A 24,652-nucleotide genomic window follows, 5' to 3' on the forward strand; every position below is an offset into this window, starting at 1 on the left:
ATCATTAAAATCCAAAGTTTAACCCTAAAATCACTGTTCTACTCTGTGGATAAGACCCTTGGTCTACTCCAGCTCTTAATCCGCTGTAAGAATTCACATCAGGATCGTAACCTGTATACTTTGTCCAAGTAATTAAATTTGAACCCGTTACGTAAGCATCTAATTTTGTAATTCCTAATTGGCTAATCATGTCTTTAGGAAAACTATAGCTAAAGTTGATGTTCTTAAGTTTTAGATAAGAACCATCTTCTACCCATCTACTTTGTACTCTACTGTCACTTTCTCTAGGATCGTCTCTAATCGGTTTTGGAAAATTAGTCACATCACCCTGTTGTGTCCATCTGTTTAGAGCATCTGTAGATAAATTATTGTAACGTACTACTGAATTACGTTGATGGTTGATTTCACTATATATATCGTTTCCATAAGAAAATTGAAAAAACACACTCAAACTAAAGTTTTTATAAGAAAAACTGTTGGTAATCCCTCCAAAAAAGTCTGGAGTTGCATCTCCAATAATTTGTTTGTCATCTGCATCAATAATGTTGTCTCCATTTACATCGTCCCAAATAGGTTCTCCTCCTTTAAAAGTTGGCCCTAAAGCTCCGTAAGTGACTCCGTTTACGTTGTCTTCATCACTTGCGTAGACTCCGTTAAATTTCCATCCGTAAAAAGTACCAATCGGCAATCCTTCTTTTAAAATATGGTAATTTCCGTTTTGAATATAACCGTTTGTCAATACATCATCTGGCAAATCTGTAACCTTATTACGGTTTGTACTAATGTTTAAATTGGTATCCCATTTGAACTTTCCAACCAAATTGTGTGAGTTGATAGAAACCTCAAGACCTTTATTTTCAATACTTCCTATGTTTTGAGTAATGTAAGAGAAACCTGTTGTTCTTGGAATTGGAACATTGTACAACAAATCATCTGTCTTTTTCAAGTACACATCTGCATTCAATACAATTCTATTCTGTAACAATGACAAATCCAAACCAGCATCAAACTGTGTGGTTGTTTCCCAAGTCAATCCTGAGTTAGGCATTACTGTAGGAGCAGCTCCAGAATAATCTAAATAATTAGTTCCTACTGCAAATTCTCCTTGCGAAGTATAATTTCCTATAGCTTCGTTTCCTGTTTGACCAACACTAAATCTTAATTTAGCATCGTTTATTACTTTTAATTGATCCCAAAATGGCTCTTCTGAAAATCTCCATCCTAAAGAAAGTGAAGGAAAATATCCAAATCTTTTGTCATCTCCAAATCTTGAAGATCCATCTGCTCTAAGATTCACTTCTGCAAGATACATCTCTTTGTAATCGTAAGAAGCTCTACCAAAATAAGATAGCAATGCGTGTTCTGATGTTGTGTTTACTTCTTGACCAGAAATAGTTCCCGCCCCGTTCAACGTTCTAACATTATCACTTGTAAAATACATCCCATCCATTCCTGTTTGTTCGTATTGCCATTTTTGAAAACTGAAACCTGCAACCGCAGCTAAATTGTGATTGTTTTTGATTTGTTTGTTAAAACTCAAATAAGTTTCATTTCCCCAAGTCAAATTATCAGTAGCTCTTACCGCTCCTGTATTGTAACCTTCACGATAATCTAATGTAGAAGGGACAAACTCATCTTCTTTCATAGAAATAAAATCCAAATTCAAATTACTTCTAATCTTTAATGATTTTAGAATTTGATATTCTACATATTCATTTCCAACAATTCTATTTGTTTTATTTAAATGCGTAGCCAACTCTGCCAACCCTACTGGATTTCTTTTTCCGAATGTATATCCGTTTAAAGAACCATCTGGCAAGTACATTGCATATGTTGGAGGACGAACTAACAATTCACGAACGACACTTAAGTTTCCTGTTCCGGCAGCATTGATACGATTGTTAACACCATTGGTATACGATAAACTTTGACCAAATGTTAATTTATCTGATGCTTTAAAATCCACATTCAATCTAGAGGTAACTCTTTTGTAATTAGAATTTAAAATCACTCCATCTTGATCTAAGAAAGAAGAACTCCATGCATATTTTACATTGTCATTACCACCTCTTACAGACAAATCAATTTTATGCTGAGGTGCTATTCTAAACATTTCTTCTTGCCAATCTACATCACCATTGTTTTTTGCATTTAATGAATCTAAAACTGCAGACAATGGCTCAATAGGATTGTCCATATTATTATACGAATCAATAATCAAAGATCTGTATTGACTAGCATTCAATACACTTAATTTTCTACTTACCTCACTTACTCCAGTAAATACATTCAATTCAATTTTAGCCTTTCCATTCTTTCCTCTTTTGGTTGTAATCATTACCACACCATTTGCAGCACGAGAACCATAGATAGCTGTAGAAGCAGCATCTTTTAACACCTCAATAGACTCAATATCTCCTGGGTTGATATCCGCTAAAGGATTCAAACCAAAATTCTCAGTTCCATTTAACGAAGACAAACTATTAGACTCAATAGGAACTCCATCCACTACATACAAAGGAGAGTTTCCTGAATTTAAAGAAGAACTACCCCTTACTCTAATAGTCATTCCACCTCCTGGAGCTCCAGAATTGGAAGTAACCTGTACACCTGCAGCACGACCTTGTAATAACGATACAGGATCTTGTTGATTTGCACTTGCAATTTCTTCACTTCCTACAGATACAATTGAACCTGTTAAATTTCTTTTCTTCTTTTTACCATAACCCACAATCACCAACTCATCTAACTGACTTAGCTCTGGTTTTAAGATTATGTTAATTCTGTTTTGTTTTCCAACAACAATCTCTTGGCTTTCAAACCCCAAAAAGGAAAAAACCAAAACATCTTTTGCTGACAGATTCCTCATTGTATACTCTCCATCCATACCAGAGAGTGTACCTGCAGAAGAACCCTTAACAAGAACATTTACACCGAACAACGGACCATCATCTCCGGAAACAACTCCAGAAACTGTCCGCATTTGAGAATACCCAGCAACAACAAAAAACATTGCAATAACTGTAGTAACCCATTTTGACGTCAACCTAAAAGCCAATCTAAACTTGATAGGGACACTTTTGTAATTTTTTTCACTCATAGTTAAGTTTACTTATAGTTAATAGATAGTTAAAAAATCGACCTTACTCTTCCAAAGATATACATAACACAAAGTTTATGCAAACGTTTCCATTAAAAAAAAGAACTTTTTATGGACTTACACAAAAAAAAATAGAATTATAACTTAAATTTGTAAAAAAGAACCTGTGAAAATGGAGTATTGACAAAATTCATTGCTATAACAGCCTCTGAAATTTGTTCTATTTTTATGCAATCATTTGTTTTATCCCATGAAAAAAACAAGAATAACGCTAAAAGACCTAGCTCTCGAGCTTAAATTAGCACCCTCTACAATTTCTAGAGCATTAGATAATCATCCTGCAATCAGCAATGCAACTAAAAAAAGAGTGCAACAGAAAGCTGATGAAATAGGATTTGTACCCAACTCCATAGCTTCTAGCTTTAGAAAGAAAAAAACACAATCCATAGGAATTATTGTTCCCAGAATTGATGTTCACTTTCACTCCCTAGTAATTAGTGGAATTGAAGAATACTCTTATGACTCTGGCTACAATGTAACTATTTTTCAATCTAACAACTCTCTAAAACGAGAAGAAGAAATAGCTAGAATACTACAAAACAAGATGGTAGAAGGAGTCATTGCTTGTTTGGCTATAGAAACGGAAAACTACGATCACTTTAAAAAGTTTAAAAAACTAGGGGTTCCTGTTGTCTTTTACGATAGAGTCCCTTCAAACTTTGATGCGAACAAAATAGTGATTAACGACTTTGAATCTGCCTTTACAGCTACTGAACACCTTATCAACATGGGCTGTAAGCGTATTGGCCATATTGCAGGTAATCAATCTACAACTATCTTTAAATATAGACTCGCAGGGTACAAAGCAGCCTTAGAAAAACACCAATTAAACATGGATCCACGTTTGATATCCTATACAAATGACCTAAGTTATGATGAAGGAGTGGAATCTGCAGAAGCTTTTTTAGCACTTCCAGAACTGCCAGATGGCATATTTTGTGCAAACGATTACACTGCTGTAAGTGCCATTCAAGTTTTTAGAAGAGCCAATATAAAAATTCCAGAAGACATTGCTATTGTTGGGTTTAGTAACTATCCAATTTCTAAAGTTATAGAACCTCATATTACAACTGTTAATGATCAAGCTTTTCAAATGGGGTGCACAGCTGCCAAACTATTGATTCGTTTGATTGAAGATGATGATGATGATTCCATCAACTCTGAAACCATTTCTTTGAAAACAGAATTGATTGTACGTGAATCTTCTATGAAAAATAAAGACATTATCAATTAAAGAAGAAATTACCTCATCTAAAACATAAAAAACCTCAACAGCTTGTTGAGGTTTTTTACAAGAAAAGTAGTTTTACCACAGATACAAAACAATTATTCTATTTATTTTAAATTCCGAACACTTAAAAATTAAGTACCAATACTTTAGGGGTAGTATCTATTCTTGATAGTTATAAAGTAGTTTTGACTGTATTTACTCGTCTTTGGTATTATAAAAATTTATTGAGTATCCAAAACCTTAAATAACAATTCAGGGTTGTTAGTTGTAATGTAATCTATATTCTGATGTAACAATTCTTTCATATCTTCTTCTTTGTTCACCGTCCAAGAATTCACTGTTAGCCCTAAATCTTGTGCTTCTTTCATCCATGTTGGATTTTTTCTATACACTTTATAGTTGTAATTAATTCCTGTATACCCCACAGCTAAAACTTCTACTGGAGTTTTGTCTCCGTTTAAATAAGCTATTTTTGCATTTGTATCTAATTGATGAACGAGTTGTCCAGCATCAAAATCAAAACAAATATATTCTACCATGGACTGAGCTTGTAAGCTATGCACTAATTCTACAGCCATTTTAGTCAACTTTAAAGTTTTCTCTTTTCCCGAAGGTGCTGATTTTATTTCTAAAATCAATTTCGTTTTATTCTGCTTTAATCCTTGTTCTAAATATTCTTTTAAAGTTGGTATTTTTTCTCCATTAGAAAGTTTAAGCACTAATAATTCATCATACAAAGCAGTTTCTATGTCTATCCCCATAAAGTCTTTATCATGATTCACAACCATAACGTTATCTTTGGTTAAATGCACATCGAATTCCGCCCCATAACACTCTAGCTCAATTGCTTGTTTAAGAGCAGCAATAGAATTTTCTGGCAATCCATGAGACTCCCACGCTCCTCTATGAGCAATGACAGGATTGTTTTTATTTTTGTTGCAACTAATTAATAAAAACAGCAATGCTATTATTGTTGTAACTTTTTTTGTTTTGAAAAAAACTGATATCATTCTTTTATTTTTATGTGATTGTGATAGTAAAAGAGGTATTTGCATTGCGAAACACCTCTTTATAAATTATTTTGTACTTAAAGAAAATGCCTTGGGACGAACCATACTTTCAGTGTATACATTTCCAAATCTATCTATTACTTTTATTTCTAAAGTAGTATTTGGAGCTGATGCTATTACTTTAAACAAATGAGAAGTTTCATTAGTTGCAAAGGCAGATGTTGGTGTAGCTCCGTTATTTAATCGCAAAGCATCGTAAGAAATAATATGTAGCGGATCTTTAGCCGTAATTCTAGTTACTGCTAATTGATTCCCATTTTCACTTACTTCAATTTGCCAATCTTTTTCATAACCCCAAACATTTATTAACACTTCGTTATTTAGATTCTTTTGTGAATATGAATCTGCATAGATTGCTAAATCTGCATCTGTAGATTGAGGAGCAAAATCAGCAGCTGTAATGTGTACCGAATTTAAATCGTAAGTTCTAAATTGATAATTTTCATCATGACCAATTCCTTTGTACTTCCACTCCATATTTCTATTATTCACATTCCAAATACTGTAACCACCAGGGCTTCCATCTTTACAAATATGATTGTCTGCATAACCATTTTTACCTGTCCACCACCAAGTTGCACAAACAGCTCCCGTGTTATGTTCTATTAAATTGGATTCTTGCTCCACTCTATAATTTTCATGCAAATGTCCAGACAATACATGAACCTTTGAAAAAGGTTTTAGCAGATCTATCAACGCATCTCCATTGTATAAAGAAATATCGTTTATTTGGTTTCCACTGGCATCTAGCGTAGGTCTTTTGTAAAGTGGAGTGTGCATGGCCAATACAATAGGTGTCGATTTATCTGCTACAGCTTCTAAGTCTTGCTGTAACCATTTTAACTGATCGCCATTGATATTGTAACTATAATTACGGCTTCCGACTGTCCCTATAGAACCTCCTGAGTTGATGTACTCCACATCGTCTAAAACCACATAATGAATATCTCCTATATTGAAAGAATAATAGGTAGGTCCTAAAACTTCTCTATACTTATTTTCAGCCTCCCAATCATTCGCATAATAAGGATCGTAATCATGATTCCCTATCAAATTAAAAACAGGGCAATCCAACATATTCATGTAAGGCAAGTATTCATTCAGTCCAAAATTATTTGTGTACCAATACAAATCCCAAGTCATATCTCCCAAGGTTAAAATATATACTTTGGTGCCGTCGGCTGAATATTTAGCAATGGTGTCATTTACATCTGGAACTATTTTGCTTGTGTATTGATCAACATCGTTGTTACGATTTGCCAAATGCCAGTCTGCCATGGGAATGACTACGTGTTTTTGATTGTTTACTTTTATCAAAGAAAAATCCTTTTGTTCTACCGTAGTTGCATTGCTACTCAATCGCTTAAAAAACTGAGGAGCATTTCCTACTGTGGGAACTTCATAATTTCCAGGAATTGAGATAAACACAAAACCTGTTTTCTTAAGTGATGGTAAGTAATATACGCCATTAACATCTGTAACCGTTACTTCGTGTCCATCAGAAACGGACACCCCTGAAATTCCTTGTCCATCAGCATACACAACACCTTTTACCGTCATTCCTTCTACATCAGGAATATTTACATTTGCTATTACATTTAACAACAAACTTCCTAACAAAAGACTTTCTGTATTTCTTTGAACCGTAATTTGATATGTTCCTGTAGAAAATTCTTGTGGAATGACAAATGTTGCATTTCTATCCGTAACGTTAATAACATTACAAATATGACTTATTTCTGAATTTGAAGAAGATTTTAATAAAATCTGATCTCCAACCTCAAACCCTTTACCTGTAAGTTCAAAAGACTCTCCAGCAACCACATCAACACTCGATGGAATTGAAACCCCTGTAATGTTAAAATCATTTACCTCAAGTTCACTCGCATTGTTTTGACAACTTGCAAAAGTAAGTCCCACGCCACTAAAACTAGCAACAGTTGTTAAACCACCTATTTTTAAAAACTTTCTTCTTGTCTGTTTCATTTTAAAGATCTGTTTACTCAATAATGGTTACCTTAATATCATCTAAGAAAATTCTATTTTTCCCTTTTCCAACACCTACTAAGTAATAATCACCACCTAAAAATTTTATTTGTGTATCTGAACTAGCCCCAGTAATGGTAAACTCGTAACTAGATGCTGCATCTTCCCATATTGCTGTACAATCAGGATCTGCATCATAATCTGGCCAGTTGTCAATCGTTAATGAATTTATACTTACAGTTCCTGATCCCACAACACTAACATTTAATGTATTATCATCTTGTGTTCCTCCTTTGGTTTGATAAGGAACAGCTTTAAAAGTGACTTTTAAATTTGTAGGTTCATCTAACCCTGTTAGTTTTGGCGAGATTAAATCTCCTCCATATCCTGTTTTTCCTAATTTTAAGAATCCTGTACGAGCATACACTACTTTTTGATTGCTAGAAAATTCGTTTTCTGTACTATTCCATCCTTTATCCATTTCATCAGTAGTCCACGAATCCATTCTTACCTCTCCTGAATAGGTATAAAAAATAGGGCTTCCGTAATTTAACCAATCAAATTTTTCTTCTAGAATCACATCTCCTGGAGATTGTGTAATGATAATTTCTTTATCTAGACTAGGGTGCTCTGCTGCAGTAACTGTTATAATTGCAGAACGTGTTTCTCCTCTATTTTTTTCTGCTAATAATGTGATTTCATTTTCAGAAATAGCAACTTCAGAAAGCCAACTTCCATCAGTTATGGTGTATGTCCAATTTACATTGGCTTTTACTGCAATAGGAAAACTGTTCTCCGCAGAAGGAATAGCCACTCCACTTTCTGCAGCTTCTACTACAATAAAAGGAATATTTGCTGTTTGATCAATTCTAAAAAGAACAGGTTGCTCCTTTCCATCTACCACAAATGAGAAATTGACATTTCTACTTTCAAAAGTGATGTTTTCATCAATCACAAACTTAAAAATTCCATCATCTTCGCCTTCGGCAGGAAAAGCTCTCACCCAATCTACTGCATCTTGAGCTACAACTTTCCATGGTCTGTTAGACCTTACTACATAACTTTGAGTAAATTCCTGGGTGTCTGCAGAAATTCCTGTAGGATTTTCTTCTATGGTAAAATAAGCTTCACCAGCAACCTCATTTTCATCATTGGTACACGATATCTGTACTCCTAAACAAAAAACGGAGATGATGTATACAATCCTTTTTATTCTTCTTGAATTAAATATATTACTTGTCTTCATGCTGTTTCGTTTTTCAAATTCTTAGTTTCCATCAATGGCTTGTTTACTCCACCAAACTGGAGTTTTCATAGTATTTCCTCCCATATTACTAATAGCTGCTTCAGAATTCACTGCATTTGTAGCTAAAGTTGTCGTTGGATATCCAAATCTTGTTGGTAATGTATAATCATTAAAAACAGTTCCATCACCAATTGTTAACTCAGGATATTCTGTTCTTCTATATTCATGATAAGCTTCCATACCTACCCAGAATAGGGCTAAATATTTTTGATTTCCAATCAACTCATATTTATTGGTAAAAGCATCCCAAGAAGCCAATTCAGAAGCTAACAAAGCTGTAACATCATCTTCAGAAACTACTACAGGAGTTTGGCTGAACTGACCTAAAACTGCCCATTTTTCTACAGAAGCTCTTACTGCATTTTCATAATGTTCTTTAGCTACAGTTTCTCCTCCTGGAATAAATCCTTTTAAAGCAGATTCTGCCAAAATAAACTCTACTTCTGCATAATCCATAAAAGTTCCTGGAGCATCTGCTCTAGCCAACACTTCTGTATTTAACCAAGAAGTTCCTCTATCAGCATCACCTTGGTCTTGCTCTGTAACTCCTGCTATGGTTCCTTTCCAAATATTATTTGGATTCACACTTACATTCGAATTTTTCTTTCCGATAATAGGCAAACGAGGATCCACAAAAGTTTCTTGATCACTTGCATCTGTTACTACGGTCATTTTTATTAGTTGCTCTGTTAATTTTCTACCAGAACTCGTAAAAGCCCCTTCGTTTTCATCTGCAAATTGACTTCTATATGGATCATTTCCAGAAAACACAACCGTTGCATTGTCTTGATTAGAAGTAAAAATTGGATATGTTGAAGGATTGTTTAAAATTTCAGAAATTTTAGTTCCAGCATTCATCTCACTACGTCCACTTACTCTCATCAACAAACGTAAATAAAGGGAGTTGTTAAACTTTTGCCACTGTTCCATAGAACCCCCATACATACCATCTAAAGATGGTTTTAGAAAAACTGGAGTTGTAGCATAAATACTATTCGCTTCTAATAAATCAGCAAACAATTGTTCATACACTTCTTTTTGCGTATCAAACACAGGCTTTGTAGTTCCATTTTCTTTTCTAGCACTAAAAGCCTCTGAGTAAGGAATATCACCAAACATATCGGTAAGGTTAGACATGTATAAAACCTTTAACGTTAAGGCTATGGCTTCTAGAGAACGATTTTCTTGTTCAATACTTAAATCATACATGTGAGAAACATTGTTCCCATAACGGTTATAGGCATTCCAAACACTCTGCCAGTTAGAATCACTAATAAAATAGCGATGTTCTTGTCTTGTGGTTCCACCTGTAAAAGCGGTGAATTGAATCAACTCATTGTTCCAATACCAAGTATAATTTTGCCAAAAATTAGCACCGTTATACAACAAAGGTTCAAACATACCACTAGCTTGTATTTCTCCTACATTAGTTGTGTTTGGATTTGTATTTATTTCGTTAAAATCGCCTGTACACGCAATGCTAATAATTGCCAGTAAAGCTGTTGCTATTGTTATTTTTAATTTGTTCATTTCCTGAGAATTTAGAATGAAAATTTAACATTGAAACCATAAGATCTAGTCATTGGAAAAGACATGGTTTCTATCCCTTTATAAATATCAGATCCATTTAACATTCCTGTTTCAGGATCGTATTGAGGGAATTCCGTAATGGTAAATAAATTGGTAGCAAAGACTCCTAAGCTTGCATCGTTTAAAAAACCTGTCTTTTTCAAGATTTCCTGTGGTATTTTATAATCCAAACGTAGTTCTCTTAATTTTAAATAAGAATTGCTAAACGTATTTGTTTCCGCATTGTTACGGTTCCATATATAAGAATTGTAGTAGGTTTGTATACTTTTGGTAACATTTGTGTTTTCTGTATAAGATATTGTTCCATCTGTATTGTTTACAACGTTTACTCCATTATGCACCAATCCATCATACCTTCCTTCTAATGAATTGTTCAATTTTCCTTGATAAGACAAAGCAAAATTGGTAACCGAATACGTGTTTCCTCCATATTGCCCTGTAAAATTAGCCGTTAAAGAAAAGTTTTTATATCTAAAACGCTGAACAACACCACCTCTCCAATCAGGGTTTACATTTCCTATTTTTCTATCTGGAGCTTCATCTAAAATAGGATACCCATCTGCATTTACTAAATGCATTCCCGAAGCATCGTGTTCTTGACCATTTTGATCTACATAAGTAGATCCTTCTGGTGCTCTTTGAAATCCACGACCATAAATTACATGCATTTGTTGCCCTACATAAGAGTAGATATTTACCCTACCCCCAATGGTAGTTCCCATTTCGGTTTGAAGTGGTTGATTTGGATCCCAATCATCTTGTAAACTCACCAACTTGTTTTTATTTTTAGACCAGTTGATGTCAAAAGACCATTCAAAATTTCTATTTCTGATAGGTACAAAATGTGCAGAAACCTCAATTCCCTGATTGCTAATTTCCCCTGCATTTATTTTTAAGCCTGTTGCTCCTGTAGCCTGATCTACTCCTACAGATACGATTTGATTTGTAGTAGACGATTTGTACAAGGTTACATCAAAAGCAACTCTATTTTTAAACATTTTAGCCTCTAAACCTGCTTCCCAGCTTTCTACGTTTTCAGGCTTTATTTCTGGATCTGGAATAGTTCCTGGCAATGTATATCCTCCTGGGTAAGATGATGTTGAATAATATTGATCTAAAGAATAAGGATTGGTATCGTTCCCTACATTTGCCCAAGACAAACGCAATTTTGTAAAATCAATCCATGCTGCATTTTTTCTAAAATCAAAAATTTCACTCATTAAGATACTTGCTGCTACCGATGGATAAAAGAAAGATCTGTTATTTTTTGACAAAGTACTAGACCAATCATTACGACCTGTGATGTCTAAATAATAAGTATTGTCCCAGCTTAAAGAAGCCAAACCATACAAACTATTCACAACTTTTTTTCTTCTATAATTGTATGGATCTGGAATAACACCTGTTGGTAAATTAGTTGTATGATAAATTCCTTCTTCACCAAGTTGGCTTAACGTTATTTTGCTATTGTAATCTTCGTTTACTCTATTGTTAGCACCAACTACGGCAGTTACACCCAATTTACCCTGCACCAAATTGTTATTTGTATAGCTCAACATTGCTTCATTGTTATTCTCTATACCCCTAACTGTTTGCTCTCTATAAAAACCATCTTGATAATCTGCAGTATAAAAAGGTCTACGTTGAGTTCTAAATTCATCAGACCAGTCCAATCCTGAATTCACTTTAAACACAAGGCCTTTCATAATATCGAAACTAAAACCTATGTTCCCAAAAACTCTATTTTTATCTTGTGTATTTAATTCCTCATACAAAGAACGGTATGGATTAAAACCATTTTTAGAAGGAAAAACTAAGCCTTGGCCATTCTCACCTTCGGCATTCCAGTTAGCATAATTGTATCTACCTTGAAAATATTCATTTTTCCAATCGTTGATACTATTTACATTAAATCCCCAAGTTAAAGCATACATTGGGTTGTTTTCATTATATCCTCCACCAGGCATGTTATCACTCTGTTTGCGAACATAATTAATTTTTGTGTTTAATTTAATTCTATCCGTTACAGGTGTGTTTAGCGATAATGAAACTGTTTTTCTATCAAAACCAGTATTGGGTAAAATCCATTCATTCTTAAAATCTGTAACCGAAAAACGAGTTGATGTTCCATTTCCATTGTTCCCGCTAATGCTGATGGTATTACTCTTGGTAACTCCTGTTTGAAACAAACCAGTATACCAGTCATCTTTATACGTATAAGGTAGTTTTGTAAATTCACCTGTATCCCAATCTTTAGAGGCATACAAGTAACGTAATTTGTTTTCATCAAACTTTTCTCCAAATGTGTAACGAGAATAATGCCTAGGTACTGCTATACCATCGTTGGTCATATCTGATGTTAATTCCCACATAGAAAACTCACTTTCTCCCATATCTGATCCGTTTCCGTATTCTGTTTGAAAATCTGGAAAATAACCTGCTTTATCAAAAGTGATAGACGAGTTTACCGAGACACCAATTCCTTTTGTTTTTTTACCCGATTTTGTAGTAATTAAAATAGCTCCACCACCTGCTCTTGACCCATACAAAGCTGCTGCTGTAGGTCCTTTTAAGATAGAAACCGAAGCAATATCATCTGGGTTTAAATCACTAATTCCATTACCATAATCAATAGGAGCATCTCCTTGAGCATAGTTACTTACACTTCTTGTGGATGTAATTCCAGAAGTAATAGGCACACCATCTACTACAAATAAAGCTTCGTTGCTTCCGTAGTTTAAAGATTGATCTCCACGCAAAGTAACTCTTACAGACCCACTTGGTCCTGTACCTGCTTGGTCAAAAGTTAGTCCCGCTACTTTTCCTGACATCCCATTGATCCAGTTTCCAGTTACCGTTTTGGTTAAATCTTCTTCTTTAACTTTTGCTACTGAATATCCTAAAGATTTTTCTTCTCTTGTAATATTAAGAGCAGTAACCACTACTTCGTTCAATTTTGTAATATCTTCTTTTAAAACAATTTTAAATTCAGTCTTATTTTCTACAGCAATTTCTTGGGTAATAAAACCATTGTAAGAAATTATCAATGTTGGATGTAGACTTGATAATTGTATTTTAAAATTACCGTCAAAATCAGATATTGCATGATTTGAAGTTCCTTTTTCTAAAATATCGACTGCTGGTAAAGGCTCTCCTGCCTCATCAATTATGACTCCAGTTATTTTTCTCAAACTTATCTTTGATCTAGATAGTTGTTGTACAGAAATGTTGTTGTTAATACGTTTAAACTTTAATTTGGCTTCAAAAGTTAATTGTTCTAATATTTTTAAAACAGATATGTCTTTTGATTTTACTGTAATAACCTCATCAATTTTACTTAGAGACTCATCGTAAATAAAATGATACTCAGTTTTAGATTCTACTTCTTTTAAAATTTCTAAGGGGGTTGCATCTATTTTTAAAATTGATATCTTTGTTTCTGCTAGTCCTTGTCCAAAAGCATATTTTGCAAGCATTGGATTGGCAAAAAATAAAATAGCTAAATAAACAGACAATTTTGTGACCATTTTGACAAAAGGGTGTTTAATTAATTTCATAAAAAATGTTTAATAATTTCTATAATTAGTTGTTGTTAAGCCGTAACAGTCTGTTTTACTCGCCAAAGTATCTTATAACAGACTGTTTTTTATTATATGTGTAAAGTGTTTATTTCATAGTTTTTATTTTTAATTATTACAATCTCCTATTATTTCAACCTCTCTAGCTGAGATAAATTTATAAGTTAAACTAGGTTTGACAAATGTGATATTTTGTAAAATATTTTCTAATGAAGCATTCTTAAACACTCCTGTAAACGAACAATTTTTACTGCTTTGATTTTGGATTTTAATTTTCACATTGAACCATTTCTCTAATTTTGGAATGGCTGTAGCTAATTTTTCATTATCAAATCTTAATACTCCATCTCTCCAACACAAAAACCTATCTAAATCTATTTTTTGCTTTACAAAACCTTGGGTAGATTTGTTATAGTTTACTTGGTACGATGGTGTTAGTAGAATTTCATTTTCATTTTCTATATCCACGCTTATTTTACCAGTTGCTAAGGTTACCGTGATATCATCTTCATCATCATAAGATTTTATATTAAAAGAAGTTCCCAACACACGAGTAGTAATTAGTGAAGTTTTTACAACAAACGGATGTAAACTGTCTTTTTTAACTTCAAAAAAAGCTTCACCAGAAAGTGTTACTTCTCTAATAGAATCTCTAAAAAACTCAGGAAATTTAATTTCACTTCCGCTATTCAGTTTTACCAAAGAACCGTCGGGCAATGTAACCGTTAACTTTTTACCGTAATCTGCTTTTTTACTTATTATTTCTGCCATCGGTTTCAAAATAGCACCTCTATTTAATTCCGATGAATAATACCAACTAACTCCTCCAATAGAAATAGAAATGATAAAAACTGCAGCTATTTTCATCCAACTATCTATCAATCGTCTTTGTTTGTTCTGATTAATTTTGGCATAAATATCTTGACCAATCATAGATTTATGCCTATTATTTAGGAAACTAGTACTCTTATTCTTTTCCATCATTTTCTCTTCAAAAGAAAAAAGAATAGCCTCTTCTTTTTGAGTAAGAAGTCCTTTTTGTTTTTTACCGATGAGTATTTTTAATTCTTTTTCTGTCATGCTATTTTTAGGTCTATATTAGTATATACCCAAACACATGAGCCTTTCACGGTTAAAAATGCAGGTTTAATGTTATGTTTACATTTAGAAAGGTTGTTAACTTTTAATTAACAAAATAGAGAGGTTTGCAAAGAATAACCTAACAATTTAGAATAAAGAAAAATACAGAAACAGCTTTCCCCATATTGTTTCTAATAGACTTTACCGCAATAGATAACTGATTTTCTACAGTTCGTTTAGAAATACCAATTTTATCAGCAATTTCTTCGTTATCCAATCCTTGATAACGACTTAATGTAAAAATTTCACGACACTTAGTAGGTAATAGATTTACATAATAATTCAAACGCATACTTACTTCGTCTAAATCATGATTCAATTCTACTGGAGCATCCATAGATAGTTCACTACAAACTTCTAACTGAACTTTATTGAATTTTTTATCCCTAAGAGTATTGTAAACTTTGTAACGGACCGCTTGATAAAGAAAGGCATCAATGTTATCTGTAGAAATCTCACCTCGTCTTTTCCAATAATCCAACCAAACTTCTTGAATTACGTCTTTAGCCTCAACTTCATCCATAATAAGTGATTGAGCAAAAACAAACAATTTTTCCCATAACCTATTATACAAACTACTAAAAGCTATTTCGTCAGAATTGGCAATTCGCTTTGCTAGTTCTACATTAGAAGGCATTTTATTACTTTTTTTAAAAGTGCAATGTAATCAAAATAGGTTTTTTAAATATTACTGGAATGTTAACGTTTGATTTTTAAAAGATTTAAAAATCAAACTTAGAATTAGAAAAGAAGACTTCCTTTTCATTTCTCCAAATAATTTGATTATTGATAAAACTACTCGAATCTCATTCCTAAAAATATTTATTTTTTTATTGAAACAATCAGTTTGTTTTCTATGATTTTCTTTTGTTTTTGTAATAATTCATCCCAATCATTCACTAAGGAAACTTGTTTACTTTTGGTCCATGCAAAACCTACATAATAGGTAAGTCTATCTGTTGGTTTGTTAATTACCAATAACTGACTTTGATCTGGAATAGTAGAAACGTGTTGCTTAGCATCTAAAATAGTTTCTGAACTTATAACTATTCCTTCACCTACATAAGATTTTCCCATGGGCTCCCAATGTCTAAACCATCCTTGTTCTTTGTTTAATTTCACTTTTCCTTTATTGTTATGTAACGTTATTCCAACTGTGTAGTTTGGAACTTTATGCTCTGATTGTAAAGCAACCTCGAATTTGGAAAAATTACTTCCTAAATCTAACGTAATCTTCTTTTTTTCAGAAATTTGATAAGCACTCCACGGAGCATAACTCAACTCAAATACTGTTCTTAAAGGTCCTTTAGCAACTCTATTATAGGTTGTGAAATTTTTAGAAACGTATAAACTATCATTTTCCCACACCCCTATTCCACCAGTACCTCTACTAGTTCCTACGTGATATGGGTCGTGACCTTCTCCACGATCTGTGTGATAATATCCTGGTTCATTCATGTTTTTTGAATACCATTTATCAATAATAGCATAATCTACACGTTTCAGCCATAAGTCAATACCACTAGAAAGTGTTCCATCCTCTTCCTGTTCCTCTATCCTACGTTGAGCATCTGGCCCATAAGTTCTAAAAGCGACTTTGTCATTTTCCCAAGTATAATCATCTGTTCTTTCAGGAACAAATCTAGAATACGCTACTACATTTGTAGTTTTTATTTTAGAGGTATCATCAACTACAACAATATATTTTGCTTCTGAATTAGGAGCAACATGTGCTTGAAACAACAATTCATCATTCACACCATCTTGATTGTTGTCTATCCATTGTGTTACTACATATTCCGTTTCTCCTTGCTTTTTTATTTTTATAATTGTTTCTGAGTGTTTTTGTAACAGTGGGTTTAATTGTTTTCTGGATAAGGACACCACCTCAGCTCTGTTAAAATCTAATGTATTAGTAACTTTAATTATCAATTGATAATCTTCTTTTTTACTAGAATAAGAAATTAAACTCACTAACAATATTAGAAATATAATCAGTGAGTATATATTTAAATGTTTCTTCATTTAATAAATTATTTTTAGTATTAATTAATAATTATTGGAATTATTAATTCCTGAAGCTAGATAAATAGTACCTATACTATTGTTATACACTCCACCATTATTGCTATTAAACAATGTTGCATCTACTGGACTTGTTATTTTAAGAGTTCCAGCAGACAAATTATTTCCAGATATCAAAATAGATTCTTCATAAAAACCACTAGAGGTTGTATTTCTCCAATAACCAATTCCGTGATAGATGTCATTTGGTGAATTTGCTACTGAAATGGTATTGTTAATAATTTCTATGTTTTTTAAATAGGGATGAGCTGCAGTGCTAACATACACATACATTAATATACCCGAAGTTGTCATGGTATTGTTTTGAATTAGTGCTCCATCTCCATTTCTAATTTTAATAGCTCCACCCTCTCCAGCTGCGGGCCATCCAGAAATTGTATTATTTTCAATAATAACATCGTTAAAACTATGAACATAAATACCATGATCAGTTTCATCAAAATCTACCCACGATTCATTCCTACTGATCGTATTTCCTGAGATAGAGGTTCCATCACTATTGTCATTAATAGCTGTTACAAAATATCCTTCTGCACCACTATTACCAAAAGTGTTGTTGGCTATTCCTGTATCTACACAATCAACTGTATAAATACCTCGCCCACTATTTCCTAGTCTTCTTTTAAAAACATTCCCTTTTACCAACATATCATCACAATTGTACATTTGTATGTAAGCATCTTGCGTATACGTTTTTGTAGTTCCTGCTTTTCTTCTTCCATAATCAAAAATGCAGTACCTAAAACTTGTGTTGCTAGCATTTCTAATGTTGATTCGGATGTTTCTAAACTGTATACCGTAAATATCAATATCTCTATTGTTGGAGCTCCAATATTGCTCTAGCATTTCAGTTGTTGATGTATCGTAAGCTGTAAATATTGGGGTTACGGAAGATTCTTTGTGAATGGTAATTCCGTTTTTTATAGCCAACTCTCCTGTAATTACGTACGTTCCAGGCTCAACGGCTATAGTATCTCCATAGGAAGCTGATTTTAAAACGGTATTGATCTCAGAAAAAGTCATTCCATTTGTAATCTTATGATTAGAAAACACTACAATAGTATCTTGATCCACAGAATCCTTTTCTTCGATTGCCTCTTCTTCAATTTCTTCCTCCATATCAACATTAGTGGAACTACAAGAAACAAAAAAAAGAAACCCCAATACAACTACTAAAAAATCTTCTAATTTATACATTTTGTTGTTTCTTAGTATTCATTACATTTTTTTCATTGAAAATTTTCTAGGCAACCCATCTATACATTCTAACAAGACTACTGTATTGCCTTTTTTGTAAGTAATTGATTTGATAAAATTTAAATGCTCACTTTGCCATTTTCCATTTAAAGTAATGGCTACAGACACAGATCTACTATAATTTCTGTATCTGTATTTCTCATATTCTTCAAAGTTCAAATCAGGTTGTACAGCACTGATTTCTATTTTATTTTGAACATCATCAATCATAATTAAACAAGGTTCTGACACTTGTTTTAAAACTCCATTATTTAAGTCTTTATCAGCTTCAAAAACCACATAACCTGTTGTATTTGTTGTTTTATAAGTAACGATGTGAGCTACTTCATCAGCTCTTAATACACTATAACTAGTGTCTTTTTCAGCTTTTTCTTCAAATTTATTTTGGCTTTTTTCATCTAAAAAAGGATAAATCACATATTGATAAGAAGCATTGTTGGGTGCCAAACCGTGGTCTATCCACCCTGTTGCATAATCTCCTTCCGTTTCTTTTACTCCTTTTCCTTTTGCATTCATTTTACCCGTATTGATAGAGTATTTATTATGATAGGATTGTTGCTCTTTTTTCTGGATATAAGTATCATTTTGTGATAACAAATAATATCCATTTCCATAAGGATCTATCACCCATTTCTTTTTTGCTGATACTTCTGACAACTTTATCAACGATGGTATTTTTTTAATCTTTCCTTCAGAAGAATACAATACTTTTTTTGCTTCTGGTAAAAAGGTTTGAAACAAATTGGTCTGTGTAGCATTTATAGAATCTATACTAGAAATATTACTTCCTATAGCTATCATTTTATCACCAAAAGAGAATACTGATTTTTTAGCTTTTAATTTTCCTGGATAACCATTTTTGGTATTTTCTCCATCTGCATTAGAACCACTACCTTCATTCAATATCATTCCAAAAACTCCATTTCCGTTTAATTCCGTTGCTCCTGCAAAAGTTTCATCGCTTCTAAACATCACCAATGGCTTACTAGGCTCTAATTCTTTAAAAGGCAAATAAATAACGGTAGCTCCCGGATATCGGTTCCAATCCCAGCCGTCTTGTTTAAAACCACTACCACTTTCTCCTTTGTTATTTAACAACTGTATGGTTCCGTTTGATGGATATCTACCATATCTATTTTCATCCACATATATTTCTGATGCCCAGACATATTTGTTATATCCTTTTACAATAGCAGCCCAATCATCATTTTTTCTATGAATGGCCGTGGCTGCATAGGGCATGGTTATGTATGATTTTAATTCTTGTTCTTTGATACCTTCTATATCTTTAAAAATAGAACTATTAAGCACGTCCTCTTCTCCCCAAAGTCTTATATAAGCAGCTGCAAACTCTTGATCTATTTTTGAATTCCCTCTAGGATTTCCAGCCTGTGCCATCATTAAATATTGAGGCCTTAAAGATTCTATTCCATTATTCTCTATAGGATGTCTTCCTGCATTACCAAATCCCCAATTAAAAATTTGACAATATTCACTTGTTTTTAAAAAAGCATTTTTAAAGTTTTGATGTCCTTCGGTTCTAACTCTAAATCTTGTTCTGGATAATGTTTTAATTACTTTAGGAACATTTTGAAAAGCTCCAAAACCATAAGCAGGATAATGTCCATTATGATGCCATGAAGTTCCATCTACTTTAAATCCTCTTGGTTCGTTTTGTTGAGCCAAAATTGCAGACATATAATTGGAATAAGCTTTTAGCAATGCTGCTTGTTTCTCTTGATTTTCTTCTAAAAAAATCAACATTAAATGATAATACGATTGTGTGTTTAAGTAATCTATGTTTACATGAAAAGTACTTTCATCATCTAACAACATTCCTAAATTAAAAAGCCAATGCATACTATCTGCTACCTCTTTTAACAAACCTGCTTGATACAGTACTTTTCTCATGGTATAAAAACCTTCTGCAATACCTCTTACAAAATATCCTACATGATGTCTTGTTCCACCATTAGAACCCGCTTGCCAACCTTGATCTAAAAAATATTTGGTTCCAAGCACAAACATACTTTCTATTTCTCGGGTTTCTTCCAGAGAAGATCTATCGTGAAAATGAGATAATTTTCTCATGATAGCTCCAAACTTCTTTACATCATTATAACGTCGTTTTCCTTGCTGATTTTCATCAAAAAACTCTTGTTCCTCATAAACTGTTAACGGAGGCCCTAAAACAACTCCATCTTTTTCATAAATCCCCATCTCATCAAAGTCCGATTTTAAACTATTGATATATGTTTTATACTTAGCAGGAACTGTTAAGTCTTGTGTAATTATTTCTTGAAATTTATTTAGTTCTAATCTTGTTGCAACAGAAATAGGAGCTGCCTCTAAGTTTTTAATACGATTAAAATTACTAGCCAAAGGCATCCAAAAGTCTTCTCTTAACTTTTTATCTTTTTTTATGAAGGGAACTATCTCATCTGGATATTGATGTCTATCATCTTGGTATTGAGAAAATACAATGTCATCAAAAAACAATTCCCCTTGACTAGAAGTTGTGGTTACTTTAAAATAATCATAATCTACGGGTTCTCCTTTTTTAGGTGCATTTCCATACATTTCATAAAAAGGAACCCAAACTCTTCTCCATCCTTTAAAAGACAATTCTACATCAAAATACACTTGTTGCACTCCATCTTTTTCAAAAGAAATTGTTATGGTATCGTTTATAGCTTTTTCGTTATAAATAGAAATATTTAGCGTAGGGCTTGCAGGAAAATAACTCCCGTATGCTAAAGGACTTTCCTCCATAGATACTGTTTTAAAGTGAGCTGTACCAAATGAACTCTGTTGGTTCCAACTCCACTTTAAAGAGCTATTTCCATATCTTTTATGCTTTTTACTAATTGATAAATCTCCTGCTGATTGATTGTAAAAATTTAAAATAGTTTTACTTTCAAAAGATTCAACAGCAGGCAATTTTTCTTGTGCATATACTGTTACTACACTAAAAAAGATGAATATCAAATAAATTATTTGATGATTTAATTTTGAAAAAACACGAACCATAACTGTTTATTTTCTAACTTATAAATACATTTAAAACTACTTACTATTTCTCTTGAAGTCTTTTTAATCTAGACAAAGCTTCAATATAATAGTAATCTGCATAAATTAATGCAACATCAATTTCCCAACCTAAAGATTTAGCTCCTGTAGAATGTCTTAAAAAAGCATCGTTAATTCCTACTCCTGAATATTCTGTAGAATTTAAACTCTTTAACATAGCCAATGCTGCATGGTAATATTTTTCTTGACTAGCTTTGTCTTCTACTAAAGTACTTAAATCAATTAAAGCACTAGCAACAACGGCTGCAGCAGAAGCATCTTTTTCTTCTTTTGGATTGTTTGCTACATCAAAATCCCAACAAGGAATCATATCTTCTGGCAACAAACTCAAATATGTATCGGCTAATACTTTCGCAAAATCTAAGAATTTTTTGTCCTTCGTTTCTTTGTATACCATTGTATATCCATAAACCCCCCAAGCTTGTCCTCTAGACCATCTGCTATTGTCTGCATAACCTTGTTTGGTGTGTCTATTTAATACTTTTCCTGATATAGAATCGTATTCCAAAACATGCCAAGAAGTATGATCTTTTCTAAAATGATTATTCATGGTTGTTTCTGCATGTTTTACAGCTATATCATAATGCTCAGGATTTCCTCCATTTTTTGCAGACCAAAACAACAATTCCAAATTCAGCATATTATCTATAATCGTAATATGTTGTTTCCATCTTGGATGCATTTTGTTAGACCATGATTTTATAGTTCCTACATTTGGATTGAATCTGGTTGCTAATGAATTTGCAGAAGTTAATAGAATGTCTTTGTATTCTTTTTTATTTCCTATTTCAACTCCATTACCATAAGCAGGAAACATCATAAAACCAATATCGTGGTGTTCTGTAATATTTTTAAAGTCTTCAAAAACCTCGGTACGTTTGATAGCTTCTTTTTTCCATTTTTCATTTCCAGTAACATCATAAGCATACCATAAAATTCCAGGATAAAAACCAGAAGTCCACATTAGTTTATCATTTTTCACTTGATGCCAATCACTATCTTCTTTTTCTATAAATCTAGGATGCATGGTTAAATCCGTTAATTTAGGAACCGATTTTTCTAATTGCGCTTCACAATCTGCAATGGCTTTTTTTAAAATATAAGCAGACAACGTATCTTTATTAGAAACTGTGATTGCCTTATTTGATTTTTGAGTTTCACCTTTACAACTTATCAAACCTAAACACAAGCTTAAGAAAGCCGTTTTTATCACATTAGGAACTATTTTTTTTAGCATCATTCTTTTATTCTTTTTATTTAAATAATTGTTTTTACGCTCTCATCAGTACAAGAACGAATTGTAAAATTGAGTCTTCTTCTTAAAAAAAAGGAGGGGATTCTTATTCATATAAGAGGTATTTACTGTTCTCACTTTCCTAAAAAACCTTTGAACACTGAAATCCAAATACTTAAAAAAACTATTGTTTTTTTGTTATTGAAAACTCTTTTAAAAATCACATAACAGATGAGTGATCTTAATAACTTCCATAATTCATCTCCTAGATTGTTCCTTATTTGAACGATTGATCAGCATATAGATAAACAAGGACAGATAATTTTGAAGTCTGTCCTTGTTAGAAATCAAACTTTGATTCTTATTTTTATGATTCTTACTTCAAAATTATTTTTTTAACCAATACACCACCTGTTTCAGATTCTAACCTTAAAAGATACAGACCTCGTGGAAAGCTACTTACGTTTAGATTTTGTGTAAACGAACCTTGGTGCACTAATTTTCCTGTAATATCTAAAATCATGATGTTTTTTACACTAACAATGTCATTCCCTACTATGTTTAAAATATCTGTTGCTGGATTTGGATATACTGAAACGTTTTCATTTAAAACAGTATCTTCTATAGATAAAGTTGACAAGTCTGTAGAGATTACTGAACCACCAACAGTTACATTATCTATCGAGAAATCACGAGACATATTCCCATCAAAATCTTTCACAAATCTCAACTCTACTACATCACCTTCATCTGTAGACAAAGCAGTATAACTTATTGATATTTCAGCTACACTACCTCCTGGTAAATTAGTAACTCCTGATGTTTTTAACTCTTGACCATCTGTAACATTATACAAAGAAACAACGACTTTGTTATATGAAGAACCTGGATTGTAAACGTTCGTTACCACACTATATACAACTGTTTCTTCCATGGTATCATCAAATGTAAAAGCAACACCTTGACCAATTGCCACTGACAATCCATCTACAAAAATAGCCCCATCACTCACTCCATCTCCATTATCTCCATCATCGATAGTATTTGTTATTTCAGTATCTCCAATTGGAGACCATGATCCGGCTGGAGACAATACAGATGGAGGGGTAGGACCAACCGCTATTCCATTCAATTCTAAAATATCAATCGCATAATTACGGTAAGCACCCGCTTGTGTTTTCACATACCTCACTTCTAAGACATCACCTGCATCAGTAGCTACAGCAGTATAGTTTAACTCCACTGCTTTGATATCATCTCCTGCAGCGTGATTAAAAGGTTGAACTCCAGCAACCACTGATGTTAATTCTGTTCCATCTGTTTTGTTATACAAATACACTGTTACATTACAGTAAGAAGTATTTACATTGTATAATGTTGTGTTTAGAGTATAAGTGGCACCATTTTCAATAGTTCCATCAAAAGTAAAGTATACTGCTTCATCTATAGCCGTACCATCTGCTCCGTCAATAAATTTTGCACCATCTCCAGCTCCATCACCATTATCTTCATCGTTTGTAACATCTGTTATGATTACGGATCCTACACCAACAGAGTACGAACCTGTTGCGGTAACTTGTGCTTTTGAAATGGTAGCAATTCCAAATAAAAGAATTGTTAATAAAGTAATTTTTTTCATACTAAAAGATTTAAAGGTTAATAATTATATTGACAAAATTAACTTGACTTTTAGTTTTTAAAGAGGGGCTAGCTTTTCCAAAAAGAGGGGCTAACTAGCAAAACACCATTAATTATCAACACAATAGATAATTTTCTAAGTTTGAATAAGGCTCTAATAGAATTACCTTGATGTAAAATTCTTTAAACCTAAAATTAAGATCTTTTAACTCTTTAGTAAAACTTCTATTGAGTAATACTATCTGTATTTGTACTATCTATTGAAAAACATACAGAGCTTTTGTTTT

At 32.8% G+C, this 24,652-nt stretch carries 14 protein-coding genes; 1 reads left to right on the forward strand and 13 read right to left on the reverse strand.

What is annotated here, in order from left to right:
- Window positions 1–4: 4 nt before the first annotated feature.
- Window positions 5–3,100 (reverse strand): TonB-dependent receptor, encoded by a 3,096-nt coding sequence (locus Q4548_RS12560; protein ID WP_303455587.1) that lies wholly within the window; start codon window positions 3,098–3,100, stop codon window positions 5–7.
- 250 nt (window positions 3,101–3,350) lie between these two features.
- Here Q4548_RS12560 and Q4548_RS12565 point away from each other — a divergent pair, with 250 nt between their 5' ends.
- Window positions 3,351–4,394, forward strand: coding sequence for a LacI family DNA-binding transcriptional regulator (locus tag Q4548_RS12565; RefSeq protein ID WP_303455589.1), 1,044 nt, complete (start codon window positions 3,351–3,353; stop codon window positions 4,392–4,394).
- Between the two features lie 218 nt (window positions 4,395–4,612).
- On the opposite strand, the gene Q4548_RS12570 is transcribed toward Q4548_RS12565, so the two are convergent.
- The 12 genes from Q4548_RS12570 to Q4548_RS12625 all read right to left on the reverse strand — a co-directional run bounded on the left by Q4548_RS12570 (window position 4,613) and on the right by Q4548_RS12625 (window position 24,366).
- The gene (locus Q4548_RS12570) at window positions 4,613–5,401 is read right to left on the reverse strand and encodes a glycerophosphodiester phosphodiesterase family protein (protein WP_303455592.1); all 789 of its coding nucleotides are present in this window, start codon (window positions 5,399–5,401) and stop codon (window positions 4,613–4,615) included.
- Window positions 5,402–5,467: 66 nt separating this feature from the next.
- Window positions 5,468–7,447, reverse strand: coding sequence for a calcineurin-like phosphoesterase family protein (locus Q4548_RS12575; protein ID WP_303455593.1), 1,980 nt, complete (start codon window positions 7,445–7,447; stop codon window positions 5,468–5,470).
- Between the two features lie 13 nt (window positions 7,448–7,460).
- Window positions 7,461–8,693, reverse strand: a complete 1,233-nt coding sequence (locus Q4548_RS12580; RefSeq protein WP_303455595.1) for a BACON domain-containing protein — start codon at window positions 8,691–8,693, stop codon at window positions 7,461–7,463.
- Between the two features lie 21 nt (window positions 8,694–8,714).
- Window positions 8,715–10,283, reverse strand: coding sequence for a SusD/RagB family nutrient-binding outer membrane lipoprotein (locus Q4548_RS12585; RefSeq protein ID WP_303455597.1), 1,569 nt, complete (start codon window positions 10,281–10,283; stop codon window positions 8,715–8,717).
- An 11-nt stretch (window positions 10,284–10,294) separates the two neighbouring features.
- Entirely contained in the window at window positions 10,295–13,900 is a 3,606-nt protein-coding gene (locus Q4548_RS12590; RefSeq protein ID WP_303455599.1) for a SusC/RagA family TonB-linked outer membrane protein, read from the reverse strand.
- Window positions 13,901–14,029: 129 nt separating this feature from the next.
- Complete coding sequence (locus Q4548_RS12595) at window positions 14,030–15,001, reverse strand: FecR family protein (RefSeq protein ID WP_303455600.1); 972 nt, start codon at window positions 14,999–15,001, stop codon at window positions 14,030–14,032.
- 139 nt (window positions 15,002–15,140) lie between these two features.
- Window positions 15,141–15,698: an RNA polymerase sigma factor gene (locus tag Q4548_RS12600; protein ID WP_303455602.1), complete on the reverse strand. Its 558-nt coding sequence runs from the start codon at window positions 15,696–15,698 to the stop codon at window positions 15,141–15,143.
- A 185-nt stretch (window positions 15,699–15,883) separates the two neighbouring features.
- Window positions 15,884–17,086, reverse strand: a complete 1,203-nt coding sequence (locus tag Q4548_RS12605) for a DUF4861 family protein (RefSeq protein ID WP_303455604.1) — start codon at window positions 17,084–17,086, stop codon at window positions 15,884–15,886.
- 24 nt (window positions 17,087–17,110) lie between these two features.
- The gene (locus Q4548_RS12610) at window positions 17,111–18,343 is read right to left on the reverse strand and encodes a right-handed parallel beta-helix repeat-containing protein (protein WP_303455606.1); all 1,233 of its coding nucleotides are present in this window, start codon (window positions 18,341–18,343) and stop codon (window positions 17,111–17,113) included.
- 21 nt (window positions 18,344–18,364) lie between these two features.
- Window positions 18,365–21,391, reverse strand: coding sequence for a chondroitinase family polysaccharide lyase (locus Q4548_RS12615; RefSeq protein WP_303455607.1), 3,027 nt, complete (start codon window positions 21,389–21,391; stop codon window positions 18,365–18,367).
- 85 nt (window positions 21,392–21,476) lie between these two features.
- Complete coding sequence (locus Q4548_RS12620; RefSeq protein ID WP_303455609.1) at window positions 21,477–22,733, reverse strand: glycoside hydrolase family 88 protein; 1,257 nt, start codon at window positions 22,731–22,733, stop codon at window positions 21,477–21,479.
- Between the two features lie 370 nt (window positions 22,734–23,103).
- On the reverse strand, window positions 23,104–24,366 hold the full coding sequence (locus tag Q4548_RS12625) for a T9SS type A sorting domain-containing protein (protein WP_303455610.1): 1,263 nt from the start codon (window positions 24,364–24,366) through the stop codon (window positions 23,104–23,106).
- Window positions 24,367–24,652: the final 286 nt, after the last annotated feature.

Source organism: Wenyingzhuangia sp. 2_MG-2023, assembly GCF_030548295.1.
GTDB lineage: Bacteria > Bacteroidota > Bacteroidia > Flavobacteriales > Flavobacteriaceae > Wenyingzhuangia.